Here is a 22,953-nt window from a genome sequence, read left to right on the forward strand (position 1 = left end):
GCGTGCCGCCGTACCATAAAGGGTCGACCGACCAATTTCTGCCCGAATCCTCAAATCTTGACGCCCGCTGATGAAAATTAGCATTATCGCGCCGCTGGTCTTGCTCGCGCTGGCGGCTGTTTCTTTGGCAACCGTCGCGGTGTTGCCGACCGACGGCCCCGCCCGTTCGACGCCGGTCCCTCCGGAGGCGGGGGGCGACGCATCGACGACTTCGGACGCCAAGCTGAGCCAGCGAGCGACTCGTGAGCCAATCACCGAGGCTCCGGCGGCCGATCCCGACGGGATGGTTTGGATTCCGGGCGGCAGCTTCGAAATGGGAAATCCCGAACCGGGCGACACCCAAAAGGATGAAATTCCGGTTCATGCCGTCACGCTCGACGGATTTTGGATGGATGCGACCGAGGTGACCAACGCCGAGTTCTCCCGGTTCGTGGAAGCGACCGGCTACAAGACCATCGCTGAAACGAAGCCGAAGCGGGAAGACTTCGCGGGGCAGATTCCCGACATTTCGACGATCCCGGAAGAGAATCTGGTCGCCGGTTCGATTTGCTTCAACTCAGAATTTGACCCTTCGACGATCGACAAGTCGCAGCCGTTATGGCCGTACGCCATTTGGCAACACGTCGAAGGAGCGAGTTGGCGAGAACCTGAAGGGCCGGGTTCCTCGATCGACGACCGCATGGACCATCCGGTCGTGCATGTGGCCTACGAGGACGCGGTGGCTTACTGCGAATGGGCGGGCAAACGATTGCCGACCGAGGCCGAGTGGGAATATGCCGCCCGCGGGGGGCTTGATGACGTCGCCTATCCGTGGGGGGACGAGCGAAACCCGGACGGGCAATGGAAGCACAATATCTGGCAGGGTGAGTTTCCTTATGAAAACAAGGTCGAAGACGGCTATCGGACGAGCGCTCCGGTCAAAAGTTTTGAGCCCAACGCCTACGGCCTTTACGACATGTCCGGCAACGTTTGGGAATGGTGCCGCGACTGGTATCGCCCCGACTACTATCAGCGGAGCCCGATTTGGAACCCGTTCGGACCGGCCGCGAGCTTCGACCCGCAGGAACCGATGATCCCCAAACGTGTCCAGCGCGGGGGTTCATTCATGTGCAGCGACAACTACTGTATTGGATACCGCGTTACCGCCCGGATGAAGGGCGATCCGATGACCGGCACCTTCCACTGCGGGTTCCGCTGCGTTTTGCCGGCCGACGGAGCCGAGCCGGACCGGACGGCGGTGTCCGAAAATGAGCCGGATGCCGCAGGTCGACTTGCCGACGTCTCAGGCGATTCACGTTCATGACGGTTCGATTCGAACTCTCCGCTGAAGATGTCGCTGAGTTCAGCGTCTATCTCTACAGCCGGTCGCCTGAGGGCCGAGCCGCCCGCTCACGGCAGTTGCGAACGGCCATCACATTCGCCGTCGTGGCCGCGCTGTTGTTTGCCGGATTGCAGTGGATTCAAACGACCGAATCGGCCGGGCTGGCGACCCTGTTTTCGACGGGGGGATCGATCATGGCAATGCTCGCCTTCCTGGTCTTCCTTGGATGGCGGCGAACCTCAATGAGTGCTATCCGCAGCGCCGCAGAGCAGTTGGCCGGAACGAAGAATGCCCTGATCTCTGTCGAAGGCCCCTACGAATTGACAGTCGATGATCGGGGGGTGAGGCAGACCGCTGACGGGCTTGATGATTTTCTGGCGTGGCGACGTCACGCCCGCTTCGACGAGTCCGATTCGCACTTTTTTCTCCTGAGGACGTTTCACGCGATGAATAACGCCGTGGGAGCCACCGCTACAATCATTCCGAAGCGGGCCTTCGATTCCCCCGAGTCGATCGATCAATTCGCTCAATACGTGCGGCAACGCCTTGAGGATCAGGCGATCGATCTCGATGATTCCGACTTCTCCTGAGCGCGACCGCAGAACTCATTCTGCCATGAAAGTTGATCGCGGCACTTACTTGCGTGAATTGCGGTCGAACCCCTTCCTGTCAAACTCTGCTCATTTCGTGATTCGATGATCGATCTCTACCCGATCGCGTTCGGCCTGTTTCTTGTCGTTTTGGGAATCGCATTCCTGCGGGGCCATTGGAAAACCTGGCAAAAGCACAGGTCGACCGACGACGCGGATTCCGCCGAACTCAAATTCCACCGCTCTCAATTTCGCCGCCGCGTGCAAACTTCGGCGTTGATTATCGCGATCGGGATTCTGATCCCGGTCGGTGACCTCGTGTTCGTCCGAAACGCCGATCCCCTGCTGTTCGGATTTTTCTGGGTCGGCGTACTCGTGCTCGTCATCTGGGTCGTCGCGATGGCAATCGCCGATATCGTCGCGAGTCGGCTCTACACCAGAAATGCGATTGAAGACATCGAGCAGCGCAAACGCGCGCTGGAACAGGAAGTCGCGGCGCTACGCCGGGAGCTTCACACGCCTCAACGGAACGGGCGGGAGTGAATAAATGTCGGAAGTGTCATCTTCAACGACTTCAAACCTGCATTCGTCGTGATTCCATTTTTGATTCGAGCATCACTGGTCGGCGAAATAAAAAGCCGGACGCGTCCGGGCGTTATGCCGCGGCATCATCCGCCTCCGGCAATCAAGCCTGACGGCTTGGCCTGTCGGCGGGACTAACGAGAGGGGGTCGACCGTTCCTCTACCCGATGCGAGTTGGTTGCGCGCCGGGTGGCCGGGGACGGCGCTTTCGCCGCCGCCCACAGGCACCCATTTGAGCTTCTGACTCGTGTCGCAGGGGGTCCGCTTTAGTTCGACCCACCCGCTTCGAACTCTGGCTCTTCGCCTGTTCGCTCGTTGCGGGCGGATTCGGCCTCAGCTTCTTCCTTCATGTATTTCGCAAGCTGAGTCTTTTGCCGTTCCGTCAGCAGGCCGAGGATTTCGGTACTTTGCTTCGATTTAAGCTCGGCGATCTGCTTTTCGAGTTGATAAATCTGTTTTTCGTATTTGTCTTGAATGTCGTAGATCTGCTCGCGCTGCTCCAAGCCGATTCCAATTTTGACGAAATGGTCCGGGAGCCTGCGACGGAGTTTGACTTCTTCGGCCATGCAGACGGGAATGGCGGCGGCCGCCACGAGCGCAGCAAGAATCGTCCAGCGAAGCATCTTAGAGTTCCTCGATTTGTTGGGCCGAAACGCAACATCCCTGCCGTATTGTCACTCCTGTACATACGAGTGACATTCTTGCCGACGAAACGCAAGCGCGAACTGAACGTCACGACGAAAAAAGGCGAGGCATTTTCATGCCCCGCCTTTTGTTCGGCGTATCAAATGATTCGTATTCTGACGGCAAAGCTAACCGACCGAGAAACCGAGAAGTCATCAGGCGGAGAAGTAACCCTTCTCTTCCAGATAGGTCATGACCTCACCGGCGAGTTCGTCGATCCCTTTGGAATCGGAGTCGAGCACGATTTCGGCATTCTCCGGAGCTTCGTACGGATCGTCGATCCCGGTGAAGCCTTTGATCTCCCCAGCACGGGCTTTTTTGTAGAGGCCCTTCGGATCGCGATCTTCACAGGTTTCTAATGACGCTTTGACGTAGACCTCGACAAATTCGCCCTCATCGAGCAACGCTCGGGCGGCATCCCGATCGGCCCGGTAGGGCGAAATGAAGGCGGTCGTGGTCACGATCCCCGCGTCGACGAACAGCTTGCCGACCTCGCCGATGCGACGGATGTTCTCGGCCCGATCCTCAGCGGAAAATCCGAGATTTTTATTCATACCGTGCCGGATGTTGTCTCCGTCGAGCACGAATGAGTGAATCCCTTTTTGATGCAGCAGGTGGTCGACGGTGTTGGCGACAGTGCTCTTCCCGGCGCCGCTGAGTCCGGTGAACCAGAGCAGCGCGCCTTTGTGTCCGTTGAGTTTGGCACGATCGTCTTTGTTGACGGAGTGCTCGTGCCACGTAATGTTGGTCGCAACCTGATCAGCCATACGTCTGTCTTTCCCTGCGGTAGGTGCCGAGATCGTGATCCCGGCGAAGTTCGGAACGCGTGGCTCGAATATTAGGCGAACTCCCCTCCAGGTGAAAGCGGACCGATGTTTGCGGGGGACCGCTTGCCCGGTCCGCTGCAATTTCGGATAAGCGGGGGCTGAGCCGCTCAAACTGTTCTCTTCTCGTATTTTGATCGCCGATCATGCCCGCCGAAGTACTCAAACTTGGAATTCCCGCAGGGAGTCTTCAGGACGCCACCGCCGAGTTATTTCGCCGCGCGGGGTATCGCATCACCTTCTCTTCTCGCTCGTACTATCCCCAAATTGATGATGAGGAGATCGAGTGCCTGCTGATCCGCGCTCAGGAGATGGCCCGCTACGTGGAGCAGGGCGTCCTGGATGCCGGAATCACCGGCCTCGACTGGGTTCGTGAAACCGAGGCCGATGTGACCGAGGTTTGCGAACTGGTCTTCTCGAAAGTCAGTCGGCGCCCGGTCCGCTGGGTGCTATGCGTCCCGAAAGACTCGCCGGTTCAAAGCGTCAGGGACCTCGAAGGGAAGCGGATCGCGACTGAAGCGGTCGGGCTAACGCAGGCCTATCTCAAAAAGCACGGAGTAACGGCGAAGGTCGAATTCAGTTGGGGGGCGACGGAGGTCAAACCGCCGAGGTTGGCCGACGCAATTGTGGAGGTCACCGAAACGGGAAGTTCGCTTCGGGCAAACGATCTGCGAATCGTCGATGAGGTTCTGCAGAGCACGACCCGGCTGATCGCCAACAAGGGCGCGCTCGCTGATGATTGGAAGCGGCGAAAGCTCGACGACCTGTCGTTGATGCTGCAATCGGTCTTGCGTGCGGAAGGCAAAGCCGGCTTGATGATGAATGTTCACAAGGATGATTTGAAAAAAGTGCTGGAGCTGCTTCCGGCACTCGACAAACCGACGATTTCCTCACTGGCCGACTCCGACGGCGTTGACGTGATCACAATCGTCGAAGAGCGGGTGATTCGCTCGATCATTCCGCAGCTGAAAGCGGCCGGGGCTCGAGGCATTGTCGAATACCCGATTACCAAGCTGATTGACTGATCCCCGATGTCGGGGACCGCAGACAGGTGGAAGACGTAAAGGCTTTATCAATAGCCGCTTACGTCATTCGGCCGGCTCCCCCCACGTCGCGAGTCGCTGCTTGGGCGATTGTGGCGTTGGATTCAGTGAGTTGAGGTCGCTCGCTCGCTCTAACGGTCCACCGAGCTTGGAATCACGGCTTCTTCACTCAAAATCGCGCGAAGTGCTGCGATTGGTTCACGTGGCACAATCTGCCTAACCGATACCACCGATTAGTGCGTTTCAGTCCGCATGTCCGCGGCGACGGCCCGTACGGTACGCCGCGGGACAATCGCGCAGAGATATTTCGGGGCGGAGTCGCGACTCAATCGGAACATGGGAGAAGAAGGCATGCGACTAGGTAGAATCGTGCTCGCCATCGGCGGGATCCTCACAACGGCCGGAGCCGTCGCGGTCGCTCAAAACGGCTACACGCCGGGCGGCTACTACGGCCAAGCCACCACGCGCAGCGATGCCTCGTTTGCTCGCGGCAGTGCGACGGGGACCTCTCGCTCCGACTTGAAAAACTACAATCGCCAACTGTTCGGCACTGAGCGGCCGCAACCGAAGACGGCAGCCGCTCCGGCGGAAGGCCGTTACACGTTGCGATCGTCGAACGTCCGTCAGGCGGCCGCCACGACCAACGACACCGCCTCCAAGGCGACCAACGCCGGCTTCGAACAGTCCGCCGGGACCAACCCGTACGGACAGATCGAAACCATCGGCTACAAGGACGGCTCGAATCCGTTTGCCGGACGCAATCCGTTCGCAGCGCTCGAGTCGGAAGTGCAGTCGCGTCGGCCCGTCAAAGAAACGATTCGTCAAACGTCAGCAGCGCCGGAATTCGATCCGGCAATGCCCGCTCGCGACGACAGCCCGCGGGTCAATCGTTTGACGATTACCCCGCCGGCGACCGGCAGCGTGACCCGGCAGGCCGCTCCTCGAAATGAAGTCATCGACTTCGGCGTTGACGCGTTCGAACCTGCGGACACCACATTGCCGCCGCTGTCTGAGTCGATGCAGCCGCAAGATGTGCGGACGCCTGCGTTCGGTACAAACCTGCCGACGCCCCAGCCTTCAACCACTCTGCGAACGACCAACACCACCGCCCTTTCCGACGCCGCCTCAGCGACCGGGACTCAGGAAGCTTCGGTTTCCGTCAAGTGGGTCCGCCGCAGTGAAATCAACGTCGGGCAGGTCTGCGAGATTGAACTCGTCGTCAAAAACGACGGACCGTCCACCGCGACGGGCTGCGAAGTCGATGCCTTCTTCCCCGCCACCGTCCGGCTGAGCGAAACCAAGCCCGCCGCGGCCGATGCCGGTGATCACGTCACTTGGACCATCGGTGAACTCGCCGGTGGAGAACAGAAGTCATTCCTCATCTCGCTCGTCCCGAGCGTCCGAGGCAGCCTCGACGTCGCCGCCTACGTGCGAACGACAAACGTGGCCGGCGAGCGATTCTCGGTTCAAGAACCGATGCTCGCCATGACGCTCAAAGGACCCGAGCGGGTCGTGGTCGGTGATCCGGCAACGCACACGATCGTCGTGTCGAATCCGGGTACCGGAACGGCCAAGAACGTGACCGTCGAAGCGACGCTGCCCGAAGGCTTGGAACACGCCAAGGGGCAGAAGTTGGCCATGAACATCGGGTCGCTCGCTCCGAACGAAACCCGAGTGATTCGGCTCGCACTGGCCGCCACCAAGGGTGGTCCGCAGCCGATCGAAGTCCTCGCAACAGCCGGTGAGACGCTCAGTCGCACCGCCTCGAACGATGTCTTTGTGGTCGCTCCGAGCCTGCGGCTCGAAATGGACGGACCGGGACTGCGATACGTCGGACGAACCGCGAAGTACACATTGCGAGTCACCAACGACGGCTCCGCTCCGAACAACAATGTCCGGGTTTCCCACAAGGTGCCCAGCGGCTTCGAGTTCACCAAGACCGACATGAGCGGTCGCTACGATGAACTCAACCGCATGGTGACCTGGTTTGTCGGTCGACTCGACGCCGGCGAAACCAAGGAGCTTAGTCTCGAATTGACCGCTTCGGAAGCAGGCGTGTTCGAGCACCTCGCCGGTGCGATTTCCGAACACGGGGCCCGGGCCGAGACGTCGGTGCAGACCGAAGTCGACGGCATCGCCTCACTTGTTCTCGAAGTTGTCGATCTCGACGATCCGGTCGAAGTCGGCCGCGAGACGGCTTACGAAATCCGCGTGAAGAACGTCGGAACCAAAGAAGCGGCCAACGTCGACATCTCCTGCAAATTGCCGGAAGGCGTGATGCTGCTCGATGCCCGCGGACCTTCAGCCCACAAGGCCACCGGTCAGGTCATCTTCTTCCGACCGCTCGACAACCTTGGTGCCGGCAAAACCGCCGTGTTCCAGATTCACGTCAAAGGCTCGATCGAAGGCGACCAACGCTTCCGCGTCCGCCTTGCCAGCGACTCGATCACCGAGCCGCTGATCTTCGAAGAACTGACGAAGTACTACGGCGGCTGATCGGAATCAGCGAACGCCGAGAACGCTCAGGGCGGGCCGATCAAACGATCGGCCCGCCTTTTTTCGCTGCTTCGCCAAAATTTTCAGCGACGGTGGCCAAAAGAGGATTTCTTCCGGACGACCGGCGCCGATATTATTCGCGGCGGAATTGTTCATTGAAGGTGGGAGTTCGGCCCGTCGCATTTTGGTGGCGCTGAATTTTCTGATGTGGCTCTTGCATCACGGTCGGTGCAATCCCACAATTCCGCAGTTCTCACGCGACCGGCAGTGCTGGCCGGTTCGGTTCCGTTTGATGCTCTGGGAGGGTTTATGCGTTGGGAAAAGGTAATCACGTACTGATTGATTGTCGGAATGTGCCGCGGGATGTTTGCCTCGACGACGGGCGAATGCTGGAGGTCATGGCTCGCTCGGCTGCAAAAGCCGGGATGCACGTGATCTCGCAGGTCCGATATCACTTCGGCCACAACTCCGCTCCCGGCTACACCTGCGTCGTATTGCTCGATGAGAGCCATTGCTCGGCTCACACGTACGCCGATCTCGGGCTGATCGCCCTCGACGTGTTCACCTGCGGTGACACCGACCCTCGCAAGATTCTCGAGCACATGCGCGAGGAACTCGACTTGGGTGACGTCACCGTCCGCACCCTGCCTCGCTTCACCGGATCGGATATGCTTCCCAACGAAGCCACCGTCACCGAGTACGACGCGGACGAGGCTCCCGCAATGCAATACGCGGAAGCTACCTGTTAAGCCGCGTTGCTGCCAAACGAGCGTTTTCATCGTAGGGCGGGCACAGCCCGCCCTGCGTTTCTCCACTTCACGCTCCGCCCTTCGCATCATGTCCCGCGAACTTCACGACGGCCGCTCCGACGGACTCCGCCCCTTAAAGACCCTCGACCTTGCCGAGGTAAACACGTTTCCCGACCTGCTCAGGGCGATGGGAGATACAGCGTTCTCCGGGCGACAACTCGGCGAGTCGTTTGACGTCCTGCTGGAAATGGCACGAGATACCGACTGCAAGGTCGTGCTCACGCTCTCCGGAGCGATGACCGTCGCGAAGCAGGGCCGCATCTTCTGCGAATTGATCGATCGCGGCATCGTTCACGCCGTCATCTCAACCGGCGCCCTCATGGCTCACGGCTTGACCGAATCGATCGGCTTAACGCATTACCGCTACGACCCATCGCAGTCGGACGAAGACCTGTTCGAGAAAGGCTACAACCGGGTCTACGACACACTGGAGATGGAGTCGAATCTCAACGATGTCGAACGGGTCGTCTCGCAAACCCTGCGGACCGAGCAGCCCGAAGACGGCGTCTGGTCGTCTGCCCGACTATGCAAAGCGCTCGGGAAAGCGCTCTCCGAAATGGACGAGGGGCCGGGGATTCTTAAAAGCGCCTACGAGCAGAACGTCCCGGTCTTTATCCCCGCCTTCAGCGATAGCGAAGTCGGCCTCGACGTTTCGACCTGGGCGATGGGCCTCGCGGTGAAAGAATCGGGCAAGTCGCCGTCTGATATGACGCCCGAAGAGATGTTCCGAGCAGTGCCGCCCTTTAATCCGTTTCTCGACCTGCAGGAATACGCCCGCTTCATCGGCGAGAGTGACCGCATCGGTATCTTTACGATCGGCGGCGGCGTCCCCCGCAACTGGGCCCAGCAGGTCGCGCCGTACTACGACATCACGAACCATCGCATCGGCACCGAGTTCAAAGCCCCCCGCTTCCGCTACGGCGTCCGCATCTGCCCCGAACCGGTCCACTGGGGCGGCCTCTCCGGTTGCACTTATTCCGAAGGCGTGAGCTGGGGCAAATTCGTCTCCCCCAAAGAAGGCGGCCGCTTCGCCGAAGTCTACGCCGATGCCACCGTCGTGCTGCCGATCCTGTGCAAAGCAATCTTCGACGAGCTCACTTAATATCTCACGTTTAGCCGCGCCGCAAGGAAGCGGATCAGGAATGAGCCGCCATCGCTGCAATGGAGAAAGTGGCCTCCAGATGATCCGCTCCTTACCAGTCGCGGCTGCCTTGCGGCGCCGCCCCGTTTTATAAGAACCGGGCCGCCCATGAATGCGGGAAGCTCTTTACTTTCCGCTCTTCACCACCGCGAGTCTTGCCTTCGCATCCCCGACATTAACCGACTTCATATCGTCGCTCGCGGCATCTTCGATTGCATCCGCCAGCGTTTCTCCGCGGATATAGTCGCCCCATTCGGCTAAGGCCTTCTGCACTGTTTTCTCATCGGACTGCACCTGAATTTTAATTCGGTCTTCAATCTCCAAACCCGCATCCTTCCGCATCTGCTGCACCTGTCGGACGAAGTCGCGGGCGATGCCTTCGCGGGTAAGTTCCGGCGTGAGGTGCGTCGACAGCGCAATCTGAAGATCGCCATCGTCCCCCGCTACCCAGTCGGTCGACTGCTCGGTCCCGACCAGCACGTCGTCCGGCTCCAGGTTCAATTCATGCCCCGCGAGCGTTAAGGCGACGGGCAACTTTGCCCGCAGCGGGGCGAGTAGGGCCGGATCGAGATTCGGCAGTTCCTTGCGAATGACGCCCAACAGCTTTCCGTACTTTGGCCCGAGCGTCTTTAGGTTCGGCTTGAAGGTATATTGCACCAACTCGTCGAGGCTTTCCGCTCGGTTTAACTCCTTGATATTTAATTCGTCGGCGATCACGTCTTTCAACGCTTCAATCGCGTCGGCTTCTTTGTCGGTCGCCGAATATCGAAGCTCGGCTAACGGCTGACGCACACGCTGCTCCGCCTGCTCTCTTAAGCGATGCCCCAGCCGCACCACCCGCTGCGCGGTCGCCGCGCTGAACCTTAAAGCCTCGTCTTCCAACGACTCATCGGGCGACGGGAACCGGCACAGATGCACGCTCTCCGGGGCCGAGTCATCCCAACTGGTGACGAGATTTCGATACATCCGCTCCGCCAGAAATGGGAGCGCCGGAGCCAGCACTTTCGAAAGCTCGACGAGCACGTGATGCAATGTCTGATAGGCGGCCAGCTTGTCCGTATCGGCACCATCGGCCCCGCGCCAGAATCGTCGGCGATTGCGGCGGATGTACCAGTTCGACAGGTCATCAATAAAGAATGCGGCCGCGTCGCAAGCGGCTTGAGCGTCGTACGCTTCATAGGCTTCCGTCGAGCGGCGAATTAAGTGTTGAAGTTCCGACAGAATCCAGCGATCGCCTTCAGTCAGATCGGCATGCGGCAGCTTCTTGGCGGACGGATCGAAGCCGTCGAGACGGGCGTAGTTCACGAAGAACGCGTAGCTGTTCCACAAAGGAATTAAGATTTGACGCCGGGTTTCGTCAGCGGGGGTGCTGGTGACAAGACAGGTTTCGAATCCGTCCTTCGTCTCCTTGATCAACCCGTCGGGCGTCTTTAATTCAACAGACTTCTTTGGATGTCGTAGCCCGAACCGTAGATCATTTGCGGGGTTCTGAGATAAATACATCCAGCGCAGCGTGTCGACTCCGAGTTGCTCAGCCGCTTCTTCAAACCAAATCGCGGTGCCGTCTGATTTGTGCATCGGTCGTCCGAACTCGTCCGTGACGAGACGGTGGCCGAGCAGCGTCTTAAAGGGTCGCTTTTCCTTGGGGTCTTCGGTCTCGTCGTGCCGCATCATCGTGGAGAGCGACAGCAGCGAATAGAACCAGTTGCGGAACTGCCCGGGGAAGCACTCCGTCACGAAGTCGGCGGGGTACCACTGCTCCCACATTTCGCGATTGTGATTGTAACCCATCGTGGAGAACGGCGTGATACCCGCGTCGAGCCACGGGTTGCCCACGTCGGGGACGCGTTCAAGAATCGCCCCGGTCTTCTCGCTCTTAATTTTAACGGCGTCGATCCACGGCTTGTGCGGCGTGTGCCCTTCGAGCACGTCCCAGCCCTCGACGGCCCGATCCTTTAACTCACCGAGTGACCCCATCACCTCGAAGTCGGTCGGGTCATCGGGATTGATCCAGATCGGCAGCGCCAGCCCCCAGAAGCGTTTCTTGGAGACCATCCAGTCGCGCATGTTGGTCAGCCACTCGGTCTCGCGCTCCTTGCCCTGAATCGACTCCGGCAGCCATTCAATTTCCTGCACGACGTCCTTAATCTCGTCACGCCAGTCCATATTAATGAACCACTCGTCGACGAGCCGGAAGATTAATTCCGTCCCCGTCCGCCAGCAATGCGGATAGATGTGCGGATAGACCTCGTCCGCAAAGTGAAAACCCTTTTCCTTCAGCCGCTCAATAACAAGGTCCGCCGTCTCCGGATCGGTGGCGTCGCGTCCGGTGAATTCGCCGAAGCCGTCGATGAAGCGGGCTTGTTCGTCGAGCGGGGCGATCGCGACGAGGCCGTTCTCTTCGCCGAGCGTGTGGTCGACATCACCACAACCGGGAGCGGTGTGAACAATACCGGTACCCTCGCCAGCGGTGACAATCGGGTTGCCCTTGTTGTCGCGGCCGCCGTTGATGACGCGGTGGCACTCGACGCCTGAGGCCGATTCATTTTTCTCCAGGCAGACGATCACCTCTCGGAGAATAGCCACAAATCTTTCCACAATCGGCCATATCTCTGAATTGCCAGCGCGGGCTTCCTCGATCAACATTGCGAGAGAGTCGATATCTGAACGATATTCTCCCCCTCTAAGGCCTTTATGCAGTCGATCAAAATTTGATGCAGATTCCTGCAGAGTTGGCTGGTCAGCTTGCTTCTCCCATTCGAAAAACGCGAAATCGAAGGCAACGAGGTTCAGGAGCGAATTCGAGAAAGACCCGACAACCTCGAGCAGGCCGCTCGTTTCCGCAATTAATGCTCGTATTTGCGACTGTTGGAGGGGATGTTTGCCCTCAACCGCTTCGACGAAGTCGTAGAAAGCCTGCTTGCCGCCACGCCAGTAAGATAAGCCAGGCTTTTCCTTCTGCTCGTTCTGCGCCTCCAACTCATCAAACGGCCCCCGATACCGCAGGCCGATTAAGTCCGCCCCCTTCACCGTATCCAACTCTTCAAACCCGCCCTGTTCCTTAAACATTTGGGCGAGCGTCTTCAACTTGGCGACGCCCTTCGGCCACTTCCATTCCGGGCGTCCGAAGCCGTCTTTGAATTCGCTGGCGAGGCGTTGGTGATGAAGGTTGTCCTTCGCGAAGTAATAGACCGCCCCGTCCCGCTTGGCGCGGACCTTGATGTAATCGAGATCCGGATTTATCGCCGCCGCGACGTTGCTGGTGAGGGTCCAAGGCGTGGTGGTCCAGACCAGCAGGTATTCTTGAGCTGCCGCAGGCCCAAAAGTCGGCTGTGCCGACTCTCCCTGGGGAGAAGGTGCCCGAAGGGCGGATGAGGGGCTGCGGGGGCCTTTCGAATCTGTCTCACCGTCGGATGCTCGTTCGCTGACGGCCGATTCGCTCTCAGAGCGGCGATGTTGAGCGGGCGCCGCCGTGTTCCCCTCACCCCCGGCCCCTCTCCCCAGGGAGAGGGGGGAAGTCGCGTCATCAGCTGCTTTTTCTTGGCTGATGGCTGATGGCTGAGAGCTGACAGCTTCATCCCGCAATATCGGGAACCGCACAAACACGGCCCGGTGCGTCGTCAACCGGCGGCCGTCATTCACCTCCATCTGCGAATACGCGCTGCCCGTGCGGCCGCCCCAGGGCATGACGTCGTAGCCGCGGTAGACTTTACCGCGGTCGTAGCACTTCTTGAGGAAGGTCCAGATCGTCTCGTTGTTCTCGGTGCTGAAGGTGAAGTAGCTGCCGCCCCATTCGGGGTTGCCGAGCTTGGCGACGATCTCCTCGGCGGTGCCGGTGGCTTCCTTGCCCGAGGGAGTGGTGACGGTGAGTTCGTCGTCGGTGCCGATGTGGTCGGCGAGCTTGCGGAGCGTGGCCGGGGCGTCCCAGTCCATCCAGTAGCCGAGGCGGATCGACTGTTCGGTCTGCCGGGCGGCGAAGCGGAGGACACGCTTCTTGCACTCGTGCACGAACCTGTCGACGCCGAACTCGCGGATGTCGTCCTTGGTTTGGAGGTTGAACTCCTTTTGCACCTCGACCTCGACCCACAGCCCCTGACAGTCGAAGCCGTTCTGGTAGCGCAACTCGGCCCCCCGCATCGCGTGAAACCGCTGGTAGGCGTCCTTGTACGTCCGGCCCCACGCGTGGTGGACACCCATCGGATTGTTGGCGGTGATCGGTCCGTCGAGGAACGACCACTTCGGCCCACCGGCGTTCTGCCGGCGGAGCTTGGCGAAAATGTCTTTCTCGGTCCAGAACTTCAGAACCTCGTGCTCGCCGGCAAGGAATCGGGCGTCCGTGACTTTTTGGAACATGGCAGCGTTGGTAGTCGTTGAGCGTGCGTCCCGACGGCTGGGGCCTCGGGCTGGTCGTCGATTGGTGTGAAGCAAGTCGCAAATCGTAACGGGGCTGAGAGAAGCGGGAAAGGATGGGTTCGGGGAGGGCTGGTGAGCAAGAAGCGATCGATTCTGACGGTTCCCCAATGGCAGGGATGCGGGACATCGACGGAATTGTCGTTATCGAAGTCTGCGGTGCTTGACAGGTTGTCGATAAGTGTTCAGTCTGAACGTGATTGCCCATTGTCGCTTGAAATCGCGTACGCGACGACTCCTTTCCGATCGGATGATACCTCCTCGATAGTCCGCAAGTCATCATCATGCCACGACGTGCCCTCCCTCCCGAGTCTGCCCGCAGAAGTCGGTCGAAATCGCCAAATCGTCGACCGAGTAGGAAATCGAAACAGCCCGATTCGAGTGAACTGACCAAGGTGGTCGGGATTGTGACTATCGGTATCGTTTGTGTTGCTGTGCTGATTGTGGGCGCAAATATTGTAATGAAGTTTTCTTCGACACCTTCAGCGCCCCCGGCTGTGACCACGTACCGACCTCCGGGGCAGCCCGTAGCGACGCAACAGCCCACTGCAGTTGAAGAACGAGGGGTTGTTTCGCTGGGTGAGCGTGGCGAAAGTTCGTCGTCGGGATTTCGAACTGGGCAGACCATCTTTCTGACCGTGAAATCGAACGTTTATGGCGCGACGTACGAAATCATCGACGGTGAGACCGAGGGCGTCGTCGAAGCGAAAACCGCAGAAAAAGATGAAGCAGAAGCAGCGTTGACATTTGAGAAGCCCGAGTCGATGACGGTCCGAGTCAGCCTCGGGAACGAGATGACTGATCGGATCGACGTTCCTGTTGCAAATACCGATTCGATTGAGCTGAACTTCGATGATCTGCAGGTCCAGAACATCCGCAAAGCGGCGACTTGTCTCATTAAGATGCCTGACGGGGGCTTCGGGTCAGGTTTTTTGTTTGAGGATCGCCAAACGATTGTAACGGCCGCGCACTGTGTCGTCGCTCGTGACCCGAAGGATTTGCTATTCGTATTTAACCCGGAAGAGGACCACGAGGAGACGGTGAAGGGGGCTGAGTTGATGTATTTCGACTCTGCGCAAGATGTTGCCGTGCTGGTATTGCCTGAACCAATGGGAGATCATCGGCCTTACTTCCTACGCGGGGGCAAGCCAGAGCTTGACGATGCAGTAGTGGTGCTCGGCAATCCGGGTCGCGACGGCAAACCGGATCCAACCTATTCCCGGCAGGCGGTCATCAAAGGTGCTCGCCCGGACGAACTTTATCTCGACATCGAAGTGAAGCCGGGCTACAGCGGAGGACCGGTTTGTCGAGCGGAAAATCTTGAGGTTCTGGGCATCACGAGCTTTAAAATCGTAGGCAATGCGGACTACGAGGAGATCGGTCGAAGCTTCGCCAAGTCTTCGGAAATTGCCGCGGATGCCTGCGAAAACTTCTGGTCGACATCGGAAAGTAACCGCGAACGTCGAATCACGCGAGTCACCGAACAATACGAAGGCCGTTTCGGTTTTAACTCGGCACGGGAGATCGCGGCGAAGCTGTTCCTCGACGGCTACAACCTGAACTACGTTGCTCGTCGTGTGGCTTCAAGCTACCGAGGCACGATCGGGGTGACCAAGATTAAGTACGCGCGGGCACGACGGTCTACGCGTGAGCGATACGTCGAAAACGAACGCCGTCGTTTTCTCGGGAGCGAGGCTCAGGAAATAGCGACCAAGAGTCGCGAAAAAATCGATGAGGTACTCCGGTTTAAGACCGAATCGGCCTATCACGAGGTGCTGGCTGAAGAGTCGTTACCCGAGTCGATCAAAGGGGAATTGCGAAGTCTCTATCAGATGTACGTCGACATCAAAGCGGATGCCGACAAACTCTGCGATCCGACGTTGGGTGCACTGACGGGCCTGTCCGACGCTGAATTTCGCAAATTGACCCGCGACCGGCGCCGAGATCTGGCAGGCAATTTTAACGACGTTATGAATCAGATCGCGGGATATATCGAAGAGTAATTACGGACGGCTGTCATTGTGATGGCAGCGGGCCCACATTTCTCGAATCCCGCTCCGGCGAGACCTGCGGTCGATTTTGTTCGGATTAACATGAGCGACGCGGTCGTAGACAACTCGCTGTTGCGGTCATGGACATCCAGCCTTTCTCGGGTGAGTAACATGCATCGGATGCGCCTGCCCCACCCCTTATGAGAAGAGCATTGGATGCCTGACCTGCCGCCACGGCGCCATCGTTCGAAGTCTTCCGAAACTGAGTCAGCGCGACAGCATCGCACGATTTCATCCGCCCTAAATAAGAGGGAGAAGGATTCGAGGCAGAAGGCGTCGGATTGTGGCATGCTGCATTGGGTGTGGGTGACGTTGGCGTCGGTTGCGGCCGTTGTCCTGCTACTTTGCGGCGGCGGCGGGTATTGGTTTTACCTTCGTCCTCAATGGGCCTTAGATGCGGAGATCGCGCGGATTCGCGCGGCGGGAGAGCCGATCACTCCGGAGGAGATGCGGGCGTACCATAGGCAAATGGTCGGATCGGACCCTATTGGGCAGGGTGAATGGGTGGTCGTTGATGAGTCCGCGGAGCAGGCATTCGTCGATGCCGAGCGGAACTACGAATACCTGCTTTCACCTGAGGAAGTCGATGATCCGGAGGCGTATGTCGCCGCTCTACGATCGACCTCCGATCAACTGCGTTCAACGATCGATCGGTTGATTAATTTCGATGATCGCGGTCGATACATATTCGCTGAGATTGGTTACGACAGCTTGGATGATTTGCCGCAAGAGTTCTGTGAAGACCTGAGATGGGCAACGCGACTGCTCGCGGTGGAGTGCTATCGAGCGACGGTCGACGATAGGCCGGAACGTATCTACGATGCGCAGTTCGCAATCTTGCGAATGATTAGTGCGATCGGGCGGACACCGGAGCCGATCGTGCAATTGATTCGCGCCAATCTCGTCAGAATGCTGCAGCCGTGCGTCGAGCGAACGGCTGAAACATTAAACGATGATCAACTCTTGTCGATTCAAAATAAGTTGAAGTCAATTAAGTTCAAAGATATGGCGACGGAATCGCTTATCTGCGAGCGATCGAGAACCCTGTTTCTACTTCGAAATACGTCACCGGCCGGTGACCGACTCTTCCTGTTAAGGTCATTGAGAAAGTATTTGGGCGCTACCAGGCTTTCCATCAGAGAATGGAACATTGCATTCGATACCGCATCCCATGAGGTTGCACATGACACGGGTTTTGGCGACGGAGGCATGTTGCTTCTCATTGGGGCGACTGAGACTCTCGCGAAAGCTTTCGCTCGGGCGGAAGCCTATACAAGGGCGATGCGCGTTTTCGTCGCGGCGATTCGCATTGAGAAATTAAACGGAAGATGGCCGCAGGAAATGGGAGAGTTGGTTCCTCGATTTCTGCCGGAGCCTGTTCTCGATCCTTATACGGATCAACCATTTCAAATTCTTGTTGAGAATGATCAACTTGTCGTTTACGGGGTCGGGTCGAATGGCATCGATGACGGTCGCGATCCCTCCTTCGGCAGCGACGGAGAACCGCTTGACATCGTCATTCAGCAGCAATCGCTGCCCGGCGCAGATTAAAGGTTCAGTTTGCCAAGCTGAATATTTTAGGACTCATCAATCACCAATGTCATTCCTCCACATCGTCCTGCATCGTCCGGACATCCCTCAGAATGCCGGAAATATCGGTCGCACTTGTGTGGCCGTCGGGGCGAAGTTGTGGTTTGTGCGGCCGCTCGGATTTCGATTGGACGATCGTTATCTGAAGCGGGCGGGGATGGATTATTGGCAGCATCTTGACTGGGAAGCGGTCGATGATTGGCGGGAGGTGCCGCGGCGGTATCCCGAGGCGACGGTGTGGTGCGTTGAGAACGGCGGCGGCCGCACGATTTGGGAAGCGACTTTCGAGCGAGGCGATATCCTGCTGTTTGGCAGTGAGTCGAAGGGCCTGCCGGAGTCGATTCTGGCGGAGCATCGGGCGACCACAATCGAGTTGCCGATGCGGCCGGAAGTGCGGAGCCTCAATCTCGCCAGCACCGCCAACACCGTTGTTTATGAAGCGGTGCGGCAGTTCGGTGGTCAGATTGATTTGTCTTGAGATTAGTAATGCGCCCGATACTGCGGCGATTTATAGTTCGCCTGTTTGCTGGCCCATTGCCAAAAGAAGATGCAGGCCAACGTGATGGCCGTCACAGCGATTAAAAAGATGACGAGAACGAAGTTGCTCTCGGTCCCCGCGGGACGTGATGATTCTTCGACTCCCCATAGAAAGACAACCTCAATACTGTCTCCGACGCTCAGTGAATCGCGGCCCGGCGGTGTCCAACTTTTGCCAACGACCTCTTCGCCTCGCCGGTTGGCTTCATCTTCGGTTTCTATCGAGAACCTCACCCGTCTTAAGTTCTCGTTGTCTTTGCCTTTCGGCTGCGAAATGCTCGTCACTTTGGCATCCGCACGGGTTCCAAAGACGCGATAGCGGACCTCTTTCAGCCCGTAGTATCCAACGAATAGGCTGAGGACGAGCACGAATCCCCAGAAGCGGACGGCCCGCATCATGCGGCGCTCATCTTCGTCGTAGCGGAGGCGGTCAAATAGTAGATTTAACATGGTCGGTCAGGTAGGGCCGAGACTTCTGGAAAACGTATCGACGGTGTGCTGAGATGGTGATCGCCCGTAGCATATTTTGCAACTCAGAGAATCATGCCGTCCCTTGTGTTCGCTGCGATTCGTCGACTAGGTTGAGCGTGATCGCTCAAGGAAATATTGATAGGTTCTGCCCATGCTTCGTCTCATTGTCGCGTTCGCGTTTCTAGGTCTGTCGCATCAATTGGTGATGGCTGCCGAGCGACCCAGCGTGGTGTTGTTTCTGGTCGACGATCTCGGATGGACCGATCTTGGTTACGCCGGCAGCGACCTTTATCAGACCCCGAATATTGACCGGCTCGCCGCGGAGGGCGTGCAATTCACGAATGCATATGCGGCGTGCAATGTCTGTTCGCCGACACGCGCCGCCGTGCTGACGGGGAAGTATCCGGCGCGTTTGAATCTGACCGACTACATTGAGGGGCACACGTGGATTACGAACCGCAAACTCGAACTTCCTGACTGGACAAAGAAGCTGCCGATTGAAGAAGTGACGATCGCGGATGTCCTCTCGGAAGCAGGCTATCAAACCGCGCACATCGGCAAATGGCACCTGTCGCCGCGGTCGGTCGAAGGACGGATTGGCTACCTGCCGACCGACCAGGGTTTTGACGTGAACGTCGGCGGCGGACACATGGGGCTGCCCGGATCCTATTTCTATCCGTACGGTCGCGGGGGACGGCAGGTTCCGTACCTTCCCGAAGGCGGAAAGAAAGGCGACTACCTGACCGACTTGCTCGCCGGGGAAGCGTGCAAGCTGATTGAAAGCTGGAAGGACGAACCGTTCTTCATTAATTACTGGTTCTATACGGTCCACACGCCCATTCAGGGCAAGCCGGATTATATCGAGAATATTTCACCAACTGTTAAGAGAGAGTCCGTGCATCACAACGCGGGTTATGCCGCGATGGTTCGCTCGCTCGATGACGCGGTTGGAAGAGTACTCGACACATTGGAGCAAAACGGCTTGGCTGAGGAGACGCTAATTATCTTCACGTCAGACAACGGAGGCTTGGATAAATCAGGCAGAGGCCCGACGAGCAATCATCCGCTTCGTCAGGGAAAAGGCACCGTCTACGAAGGAGGCGTGCGCGTACCGGCGATCATTAAGATGCCTGGCATTACGAAGGCCGGCGGCGTGTGTCATGAGCCGATTATTTCGGTTGATTACCTGCCGACGGTCCTCGAACTTCTCGCCCTGAATGAAGAACTCCCCGCCGAGGTCGACGGCTCAAGTCTTGTTCCGCTCTTAAGAGACCCGGATGTTAATTTAGAGCGAGAAGCCATTTATTGGCACTATCCTCACTATCACGCCGTGGGAGCGCGGCCTCACGGGGCGGTGCGGTCCGGGAAATACAAGTTGATTGAATTCTACGAGGACGACCGACTCGAACTTTATGATTTAGAAACCGACATTCACGAAGATCACAATCTGGCGATGGAGCGACCCGCGATCGCACAGCGGCTCTATCACTTACTTGACAGGTGGCGGGGCGAAGTCGGTGCCCAAATGGGCGCGCCGAACCCCGAGTACGACCCGTCGCAGGCGACCGGTCGGAAGACCGATGCCGGGATTACGCCGCTTCCGCCGGTCCGGGAGCATTAACCGGTGCTCGGGCCGAATCGGATTTCGGCCGCACGAACAACTTGCCATCGAGCAGCCGCTCAATCCACCGGCCCATGACGAAATGGCGATACGTCACAAGGCAGGTGGCCCCGACGAGGGGCACGGCGATGAAAAACTTCAGCGTCGCGGCAATCGGCACAAAATAGAGCGCGGTCGCAACCGCGCCGACGAGGCCATGATGGAGGAGATAAGTCCAATAACTGGCGCGGGCTAGGAAGCGGCAGCGCTCGCTCTTTCCAAAGTTGCCGAGCGAGAATAATCCGAGATGCCCGAAGGTTGCCGTGGTGGCGAATGCGGCGAGGAGCAATGTGCGTAGATGATCGGTCGTTGCAAGGCGGTCGCCCGCCAGCGTCTCGTGAACGACTGGCAATAGCAGCACAAAGACGGCTGCCGCTGCGGAAAGATAAACGATCCAACCTTTGCGCAGCGCGGCAAGCGGGTCATCGCAACGATGTAGAAGCAGGCCGAGACCGAAAAATAAGGTGCCGTGCAAGAACTTCGGCGGATAGGGCTGAAAGTCGTGCTGAAATCCGAGGTAGACCTCTGGCGACCAGTGAAAAATTGCGAGGCATCCGGCGAAGGCAACTAGCGGAGCAAATCCGAATGCGATCGGTTTCGAGAGAAGGTCGGCCACTCGCAAGTGCATCGAAATTCCGCGTTTTCGCAGCATCGCCGAGGCCGCCGAGATGGCCGCGACGCACAGGCAAAGCCGGAAGAGGTACTGGAGGTACCACAGGTGACTTGGCCCGAACAAATGGGTCTTGATGTCGTGCGGAATCGTCATCCGAAAGACTTCTCGCCACGTCGCCTGCTGCGTGAGGCCGAAGCCGACGCACCAGATGACGAGATCTGCGAAGACAAATACGATGCCGATCGTGAGCAGGGGAATGAGCAGGCGCTGCGTGCGGCTGGTGATCAGTTTCCACGCCCCGCGTTCCGCCGTTTGCGCAGCGAGATAGCCGCTCATCAGAAAGAAGACGGCCATCACCCAGCCTTCGATCCACCAGAAGGCGGCATTGGCCAGCGGACTCGGCTGATCGATCGGCACCGGCCAGACCAGCCCCGGCATCGGCCAGATGCAATAGGCGTACGCGGCGTGAAGCACGATGACCGCACCGGTCGCCCAAACGCGAATCGCGTCGAACTCAGGAATGCGACGAGATGTGCGCAATTCGGAATTCGATTTCGGGTGCGAAATCGAGACGGTCGTCACGTCGGGTTCGGCCATCCCTGCTAGCGCCGCAAGAGGAATCGGATCGGTACGCTGCGGAAGCTAGGAAAAAGCGGACTCGGCGCGTAGATCACCTCTCTCGTTTAGCCGCGACCGTCAGGGAGCGCGCTGCCGCTCAACCGCGCAATAAACTCCTCCCCCATCCCCGCCGCGCGGCGGGGTTCGTCGTGGAATTGGTCGCCGATGGCTTTGTCCGCGCGGAGCGGGTAGTGGAGGTGCTGGTTGAAGACCTCCCAGTCGTCGCTGCCGGGCGGCTTTAGCTTTCGCAGCCAATCGAGGCCGAAGCGCACGTGTTCGATTTCGTCACGGTGGATCGCGCGCATGATGCCGGCGCTTTTTTTGTCGCCGGCGTCGAGGAAGTACTGCTCAAACTCCAGTGTGTGGTCGAGATTGCGGCCCTCGAACACCAGCGGCAGCGTCGCAAGATAGTCGAGCACGCACTCGCAGGCCTGTGACTTTTTCCAGATGTAGCAATTCACCGGCAACGAACCGAACGGCTGGCCGAGTTCTTCGGCGCGGCGGAGGTGCATCAGGGTGTGCTTTTGCTCGTCTCGCATCACGTCGATCAGCCCTAGTCGAAACTCGGGCGGGGCTTCCGGGAAGGCGTGCAGGACGAACGCCATGACCTCCAGCGCCTGCAGTTCATGATTGGCCATCACGTGGTGAGCAATCGCCTGTTTGGCCGGCTCACGAAGGGCGGGACCCTTCGGCATGGCGGGGGCGGTTTTGGGAGCGGCAAACTGAAGGTTGTCCGGCCGGGCCGGCTCGACCGGGCGACGTGGCGGCCCCGGCGAGTCGTCGGTAAGCGGCAATTCGGGAGGCAGCAATTTTTGTTCGAGCGACGGGCTTTGCAGTACCCGTTCGGCAAAGGCGGAAAGCTCCATGGATTCCTTCGGCAATTCCAGAGGGGCTCGGCGCGGTTGCGACATTAAATCCTGTGTCGCAAACGGGGGCCGGAGATCGTCGGACAAACATTGGAGAGCGTCTTCAACCGCCGAGTTCTTTCTTGAGCGCGGCGAGCTCGTCATCGACCGATTTTCTTCGGCTTTGCTCCTCGGGAGACATCGTGGCGGCGATTGCAGACGCGGCCGGCGCGGCGTCGGCGGTGCCGGATAGCTCGGCCTGCTTGCGACGGGCATCGTTCATGCGTCCCTCCAGAGCTCGGAGGGTCGTTTCCAGATGGACTCTCGTCTTCTCCGCGGCCCGCTGCTCCTGTTCGAGTCCCGCGATGACGTCCTCGACCTCTTGCTTGCGCATCAAGGCCAGGCGAGCGGCCTCCTCGTCTCCATCGGCGATGCGTTTGCGAGCCTGTTCCATCCAGATTCCGACTTGAGCTTGTTGCTCTTTAATCTCGCCCTTGAGCCGCTCGACGTTCGCCGAAGCCGTCGTGACGCTGCGGCGCGCCCCGGCGATCCCCTGTTCCATTTCGGCGAGAATTTCCGAAAGCGCCTCCGCGGGATTCTCCGTCTTGCCGATCAGGTCGGAGAGATTGCAGGTGACGATATCGGTTAGTCGACTGAAATAAGGCATG

General features: G+C 58.7%; 18 protein-coding genes. 11 read left to right on the plus strand and 7 right to left on the minus strand.

What is annotated here, in order from left to right:
• Positions 1–70 precede the first annotated feature (70 nt).
• From Pan189_RS08960 to Pan189_RS08970, 3 genes are all read left to right on the plus strand, one after another.
• The gene (locus Pan189_RS08960) at positions 71–1,303 is read left to right on the plus strand and encodes a formylglycine-generating enzyme family protein (protein ID WP_145363584.1); all 1,233 of its coding nucleotides are present in this window, start codon (positions 71–73) and stop codon (positions 1,301–1,303) included.
• A complete protein-coding gene (locus Pan189_RS08965) occupies positions 1,300–1,911 on the plus strand; it encodes a YcxB family protein (RefSeq protein ID WP_145363585.1) in 612 nt (203 codons plus the stop codon). The genes Pan189_RS08960 and Pan189_RS08965 overlap by 4 nt, the downstream gene beginning before the upstream one ends.
• 105 nt (positions 1,912–2,016) lie before the next feature.
• Positions 2,017–2,454: a hypothetical protein gene (locus tag Pan189_RS08970; protein WP_145363586.1), complete on the plus strand. Its 438-nt coding sequence runs from the start codon at positions 2,017–2,019 to the stop codon at positions 2,452–2,454.
• 305 nt (positions 2,455–2,759) lie between these two features.
• Here the strand turns inward: Pan189_RS08970 and Pan189_RS08975 are convergent, their stop codons facing one another.
• Both Pan189_RS08975 and cysC read right to left on the minus strand, forming a co-directional pair.
• Positions 2,760–3,116, minus strand: coding sequence for a hypothetical protein (locus Pan189_RS08975; protein ID WP_145363587.1), 357 nt, complete (start codon positions 3,114–3,116; stop codon positions 2,760–2,762).
• A 216-nt stretch (positions 3,117–3,332) separates the two neighbouring features.
• Positions 3,333–3,944 carry an adenylyl-sulfate kinase gene (cysC, locus tag Pan189_RS08980; protein WP_145363588.1) on the minus strand — a complete coding sequence of 204 codons (612 nt, stop codon included), beginning with the start codon at positions 3,942–3,944 and terminating at the stop codon, positions 3,333–3,335.
• Between the two features lie 203 nt (positions 3,945–4,147).
• Here cysC and hisG point away from each other — a divergent pair, with 203 nt between their 5' ends.
• The 4 genes from hisG (at position 4,148) to Pan189_RS09000 (ending at position 9,451) form a co-directional block, all read left to right on the plus strand.
• Positions 4,148–5,026, plus strand: coding sequence for an ATP phosphoribosyltransferase (gene hisG / locus Pan189_RS08985; protein ID WP_145363589.1), 879 nt, complete (start codon positions 4,148–4,150; stop codon positions 5,024–5,026).
• Positions 5,027–5,395: 369 nt separating this feature from the next.
• Positions 5,396–7,540 (plus strand): COG1361 S-layer family protein, encoded by a 2,145-nt coding sequence (locus tag Pan189_RS08990; protein ID WP_310821272.1) that lies wholly within the window; start codon positions 5,396–5,398, stop codon positions 7,538–7,540.
• A 314-nt stretch (positions 7,541–7,854) separates the two neighbouring features.
• Positions 7,855–8,289, plus strand: a complete 435-nt coding sequence (gene speD / locus Pan189_RS08995) for an adenosylmethionine decarboxylase (protein WP_145363591.1) — start codon at positions 7,855–7,857, stop codon at positions 8,287–8,289.
• Positions 8,290–8,377: 88 nt separating this feature from the next.
• Positions 8,378–9,451, plus strand: a complete 1,074-nt coding sequence (locus tag Pan189_RS09000; RefSeq protein WP_145363592.1) for a deoxyhypusine synthase family protein — start codon at positions 8,378–8,380, stop codon at positions 9,449–9,451.
• 165 nt (positions 9,452–9,616) lie between these two features.
• On the opposite strand, the gene Pan189_RS09005 is transcribed toward Pan189_RS09000, so the two are convergent.
• Entirely contained in the window at positions 9,617–13,843 is a 4,227-nt protein-coding gene (locus tag Pan189_RS09005) for a class I tRNA ligase family protein (protein WP_310821273.1), read from the minus strand.
• A gap of 695 nt (positions 13,844–14,538) precedes the next feature.
• Here Pan189_RS09005 and Pan189_RS09015 point away from each other — a divergent pair.
• The 3 genes from Pan189_RS09015 to Pan189_RS09025 all read left to right on the plus strand — a co-directional run bounded on the left by Pan189_RS09015 (position 14,539) and on the right by Pan189_RS09025 (position 18,019).
• Positions 14,539–15,903 (plus strand): trypsin-like serine peptidase, encoded by a 1,365-nt coding sequence (locus Pan189_RS09015; protein WP_310821274.1) that lies wholly within the window; start codon positions 14,539–14,541, stop codon positions 15,901–15,903.
• A 336-nt stretch (positions 15,904–16,239) separates the two neighbouring features.
• Positions 16,240–17,502 (plus strand): hypothetical protein, encoded by a 1,263-nt coding sequence (locus tag Pan189_RS09020; protein ID WP_145363594.1) that lies wholly within the window; start codon positions 16,240–16,242, stop codon positions 17,500–17,502.
• A 46-nt stretch (positions 17,503–17,548) separates the two neighbouring features.
• The gene (locus Pan189_RS09025) at positions 17,549–18,019 is read left to right on the plus strand and encodes a tRNA (cytidine(34)-2'-O)-methyltransferase (protein ID WP_145363595.1); all 471 of its coding nucleotides are present in this window, start codon (positions 17,549–17,551) and stop codon (positions 18,017–18,019) included.
• A gap of 2 nt (positions 18,020–18,021) precedes the next feature.
• Here Pan189_RS09025 and Pan189_RS09030 read toward each other — a convergent pair whose 3' ends face one another.
• Positions 18,022–18,528, minus strand: coding sequence for a hypothetical protein (locus tag Pan189_RS09030; RefSeq protein ID WP_145363596.1), 507 nt, complete (start codon positions 18,526–18,528; stop codon positions 18,022–18,024).
• Positions 18,529–18,700: 172 nt separating this feature from the next.
• Here Pan189_RS09030 and Pan189_RS09035 point away from each other — a divergent pair, with 172 nt between their 5' ends.
• Positions 18,701–20,170, plus strand: coding sequence for a sulfatase (locus tag Pan189_RS09035; RefSeq protein ID WP_145363597.1), 1,470 nt, complete (start codon positions 18,701–18,703; stop codon positions 20,168–20,170).
• Here the strand turns inward: Pan189_RS09035 and Pan189_RS09040 are convergent.
• The 3 genes from Pan189_RS09040 to Pan189_RS09050 form a co-directional block, all read right to left on the minus strand.
• Positions 20,139–21,419, minus strand: a complete 1,281-nt coding sequence (locus Pan189_RS09040; protein ID WP_145363598.1) for an acyltransferase family protein — start codon at positions 21,417–21,419, stop codon at positions 20,139–20,141. The two genes, Pan189_RS09035 and Pan189_RS09040, sit on opposite strands and share 32 nt — an antisense overlap.
• An 86-nt stretch (positions 21,420–21,505) precedes the next feature.
• Positions 21,506–22,249, minus strand: a complete 744-nt coding sequence (locus Pan189_RS09045) for a DUF455 family protein (RefSeq protein WP_310821275.1) — start codon at positions 22,247–22,249, stop codon at positions 21,506–21,508.
• Positions 22,250–22,409: 160 nt separating this feature from the next.
• The gene (locus Pan189_RS09050) at positions 22,410–22,952 is read right to left on the minus strand and encodes a PspA/IM30 family protein (RefSeq protein ID WP_145363600.1); all 543 of its coding nucleotides are present in this window, start codon (positions 22,950–22,952) and stop codon (positions 22,410–22,412) included.
• Position 22,953: the final 1 nt, after the last annotated feature.

The organism is Stratiformator vulcanicus (assembly GCF_007744515.1).
In the GTDB taxonomy this organism is placed as follows: Bacteria; Planctomycetota; Planctomycetia; order Planctomycetales; family Planctomycetaceae; genus Stratiformator; species Stratiformator vulcanicus.

Excerpts from the sequence above, each read along its gene's own strand:
- Pan189_RS09050 (WP_145363600.1), bottom strand. The coding sequence starts at position 22,952 with ATGCCTTATTTCAGTCGACTAACCGATATCGTCACCTGCAATCTCTCC.
- Pan189_RS09000 (WP_145363592.1), top strand. The coding sequence starts at position 8,378 with ATGTCCCGCGAACTTCACGACGGCCGCTCCGACGGACTCCGCCCCTTA.
- Pan189_RS09040 (WP_145363598.1), bottom strand. The coding sequence starts at position 21,419 with ATGGCCGAACCCGACGTGACGACCGTCTCGATTTCGCACCCGAAATCG.
- Pan189_RS09035 (WP_145363597.1), top strand. The coding sequence starts at position 18,701 with ATGCTTCGTCTCATTGTCGCGTTCGCGTTTCTAGGTCTGTCGCATCAA.
- hisG (WP_145363589.1), top strand. The coding sequence starts at position 4,148 with ATGCCCGCCGAAGTACTCAAACTTGGAATTCCCGCAGGGAGTCTTCAG.
- Pan189_RS08970 (WP_145363586.1), top strand. The coding sequence starts at position 2,017 with ATGATCGATCTCTACCCGATCGCGTTCGGCCTGTTTCTTGTCGTTTTG.
- Pan189_RS08975 (WP_145363587.1), bottom strand. The coding sequence starts at position 3,116 with ATGCTTCGCTGGACGATTCTTGCTGCGCTCGTGGCGGCCGCCGCCATT.
- Pan189_RS09030 (WP_145363596.1), bottom strand. The coding sequence starts at position 18,528 with ATGTTAAATCTACTATTTGACCGCCTCCGCTACGACGAAGATGAGCGC.
- Pan189_RS09005 (WP_310821273.1), bottom strand. The coding sequence starts at position 13,843 with ATGTTCCAAAAAGTCACGGACGCCCGATTCCTTGCCGGCGAGCACGAG.
- Pan189_RS08990 (WP_310821272.1), top strand. The coding sequence starts at position 5,396 with ATGCGACTAGGTAGAATCGTGCTCGCCATCGGCGGGATCCTCACAACG.
- Pan189_RS08960 (WP_145363584.1), top strand. The coding sequence starts at position 71 with ATGAAAATTAGCATTATCGCGCCGCTGGTCTTGCTCGCGCTGGCGGCT.
- cysC (WP_145363588.1), bottom strand. The coding sequence starts at position 3,944 with ATGGCTGATCAGGTTGCGACCAACATTACGTGGCACGAGCACTCCGTC.
- Pan189_RS09020 (WP_145363594.1), top strand. The coding sequence starts at position 16,240 with ATGCTGCATTGGGTGTGGGTGACGTTGGCGTCGGTTGCGGCCGTTGTC.
- Pan189_RS09025 (WP_145363595.1), top strand. The coding sequence starts at position 17,549 with ATGTCATTCCTCCACATCGTCCTGCATCGTCCGGACATCCCTCAGAAT.
- Pan189_RS08965 (WP_145363585.1), top strand. The coding sequence starts at position 1,300 with ATGACGGTTCGATTCGAACTCTCCGCTGAAGATGTCGCTGAGTTCAGC.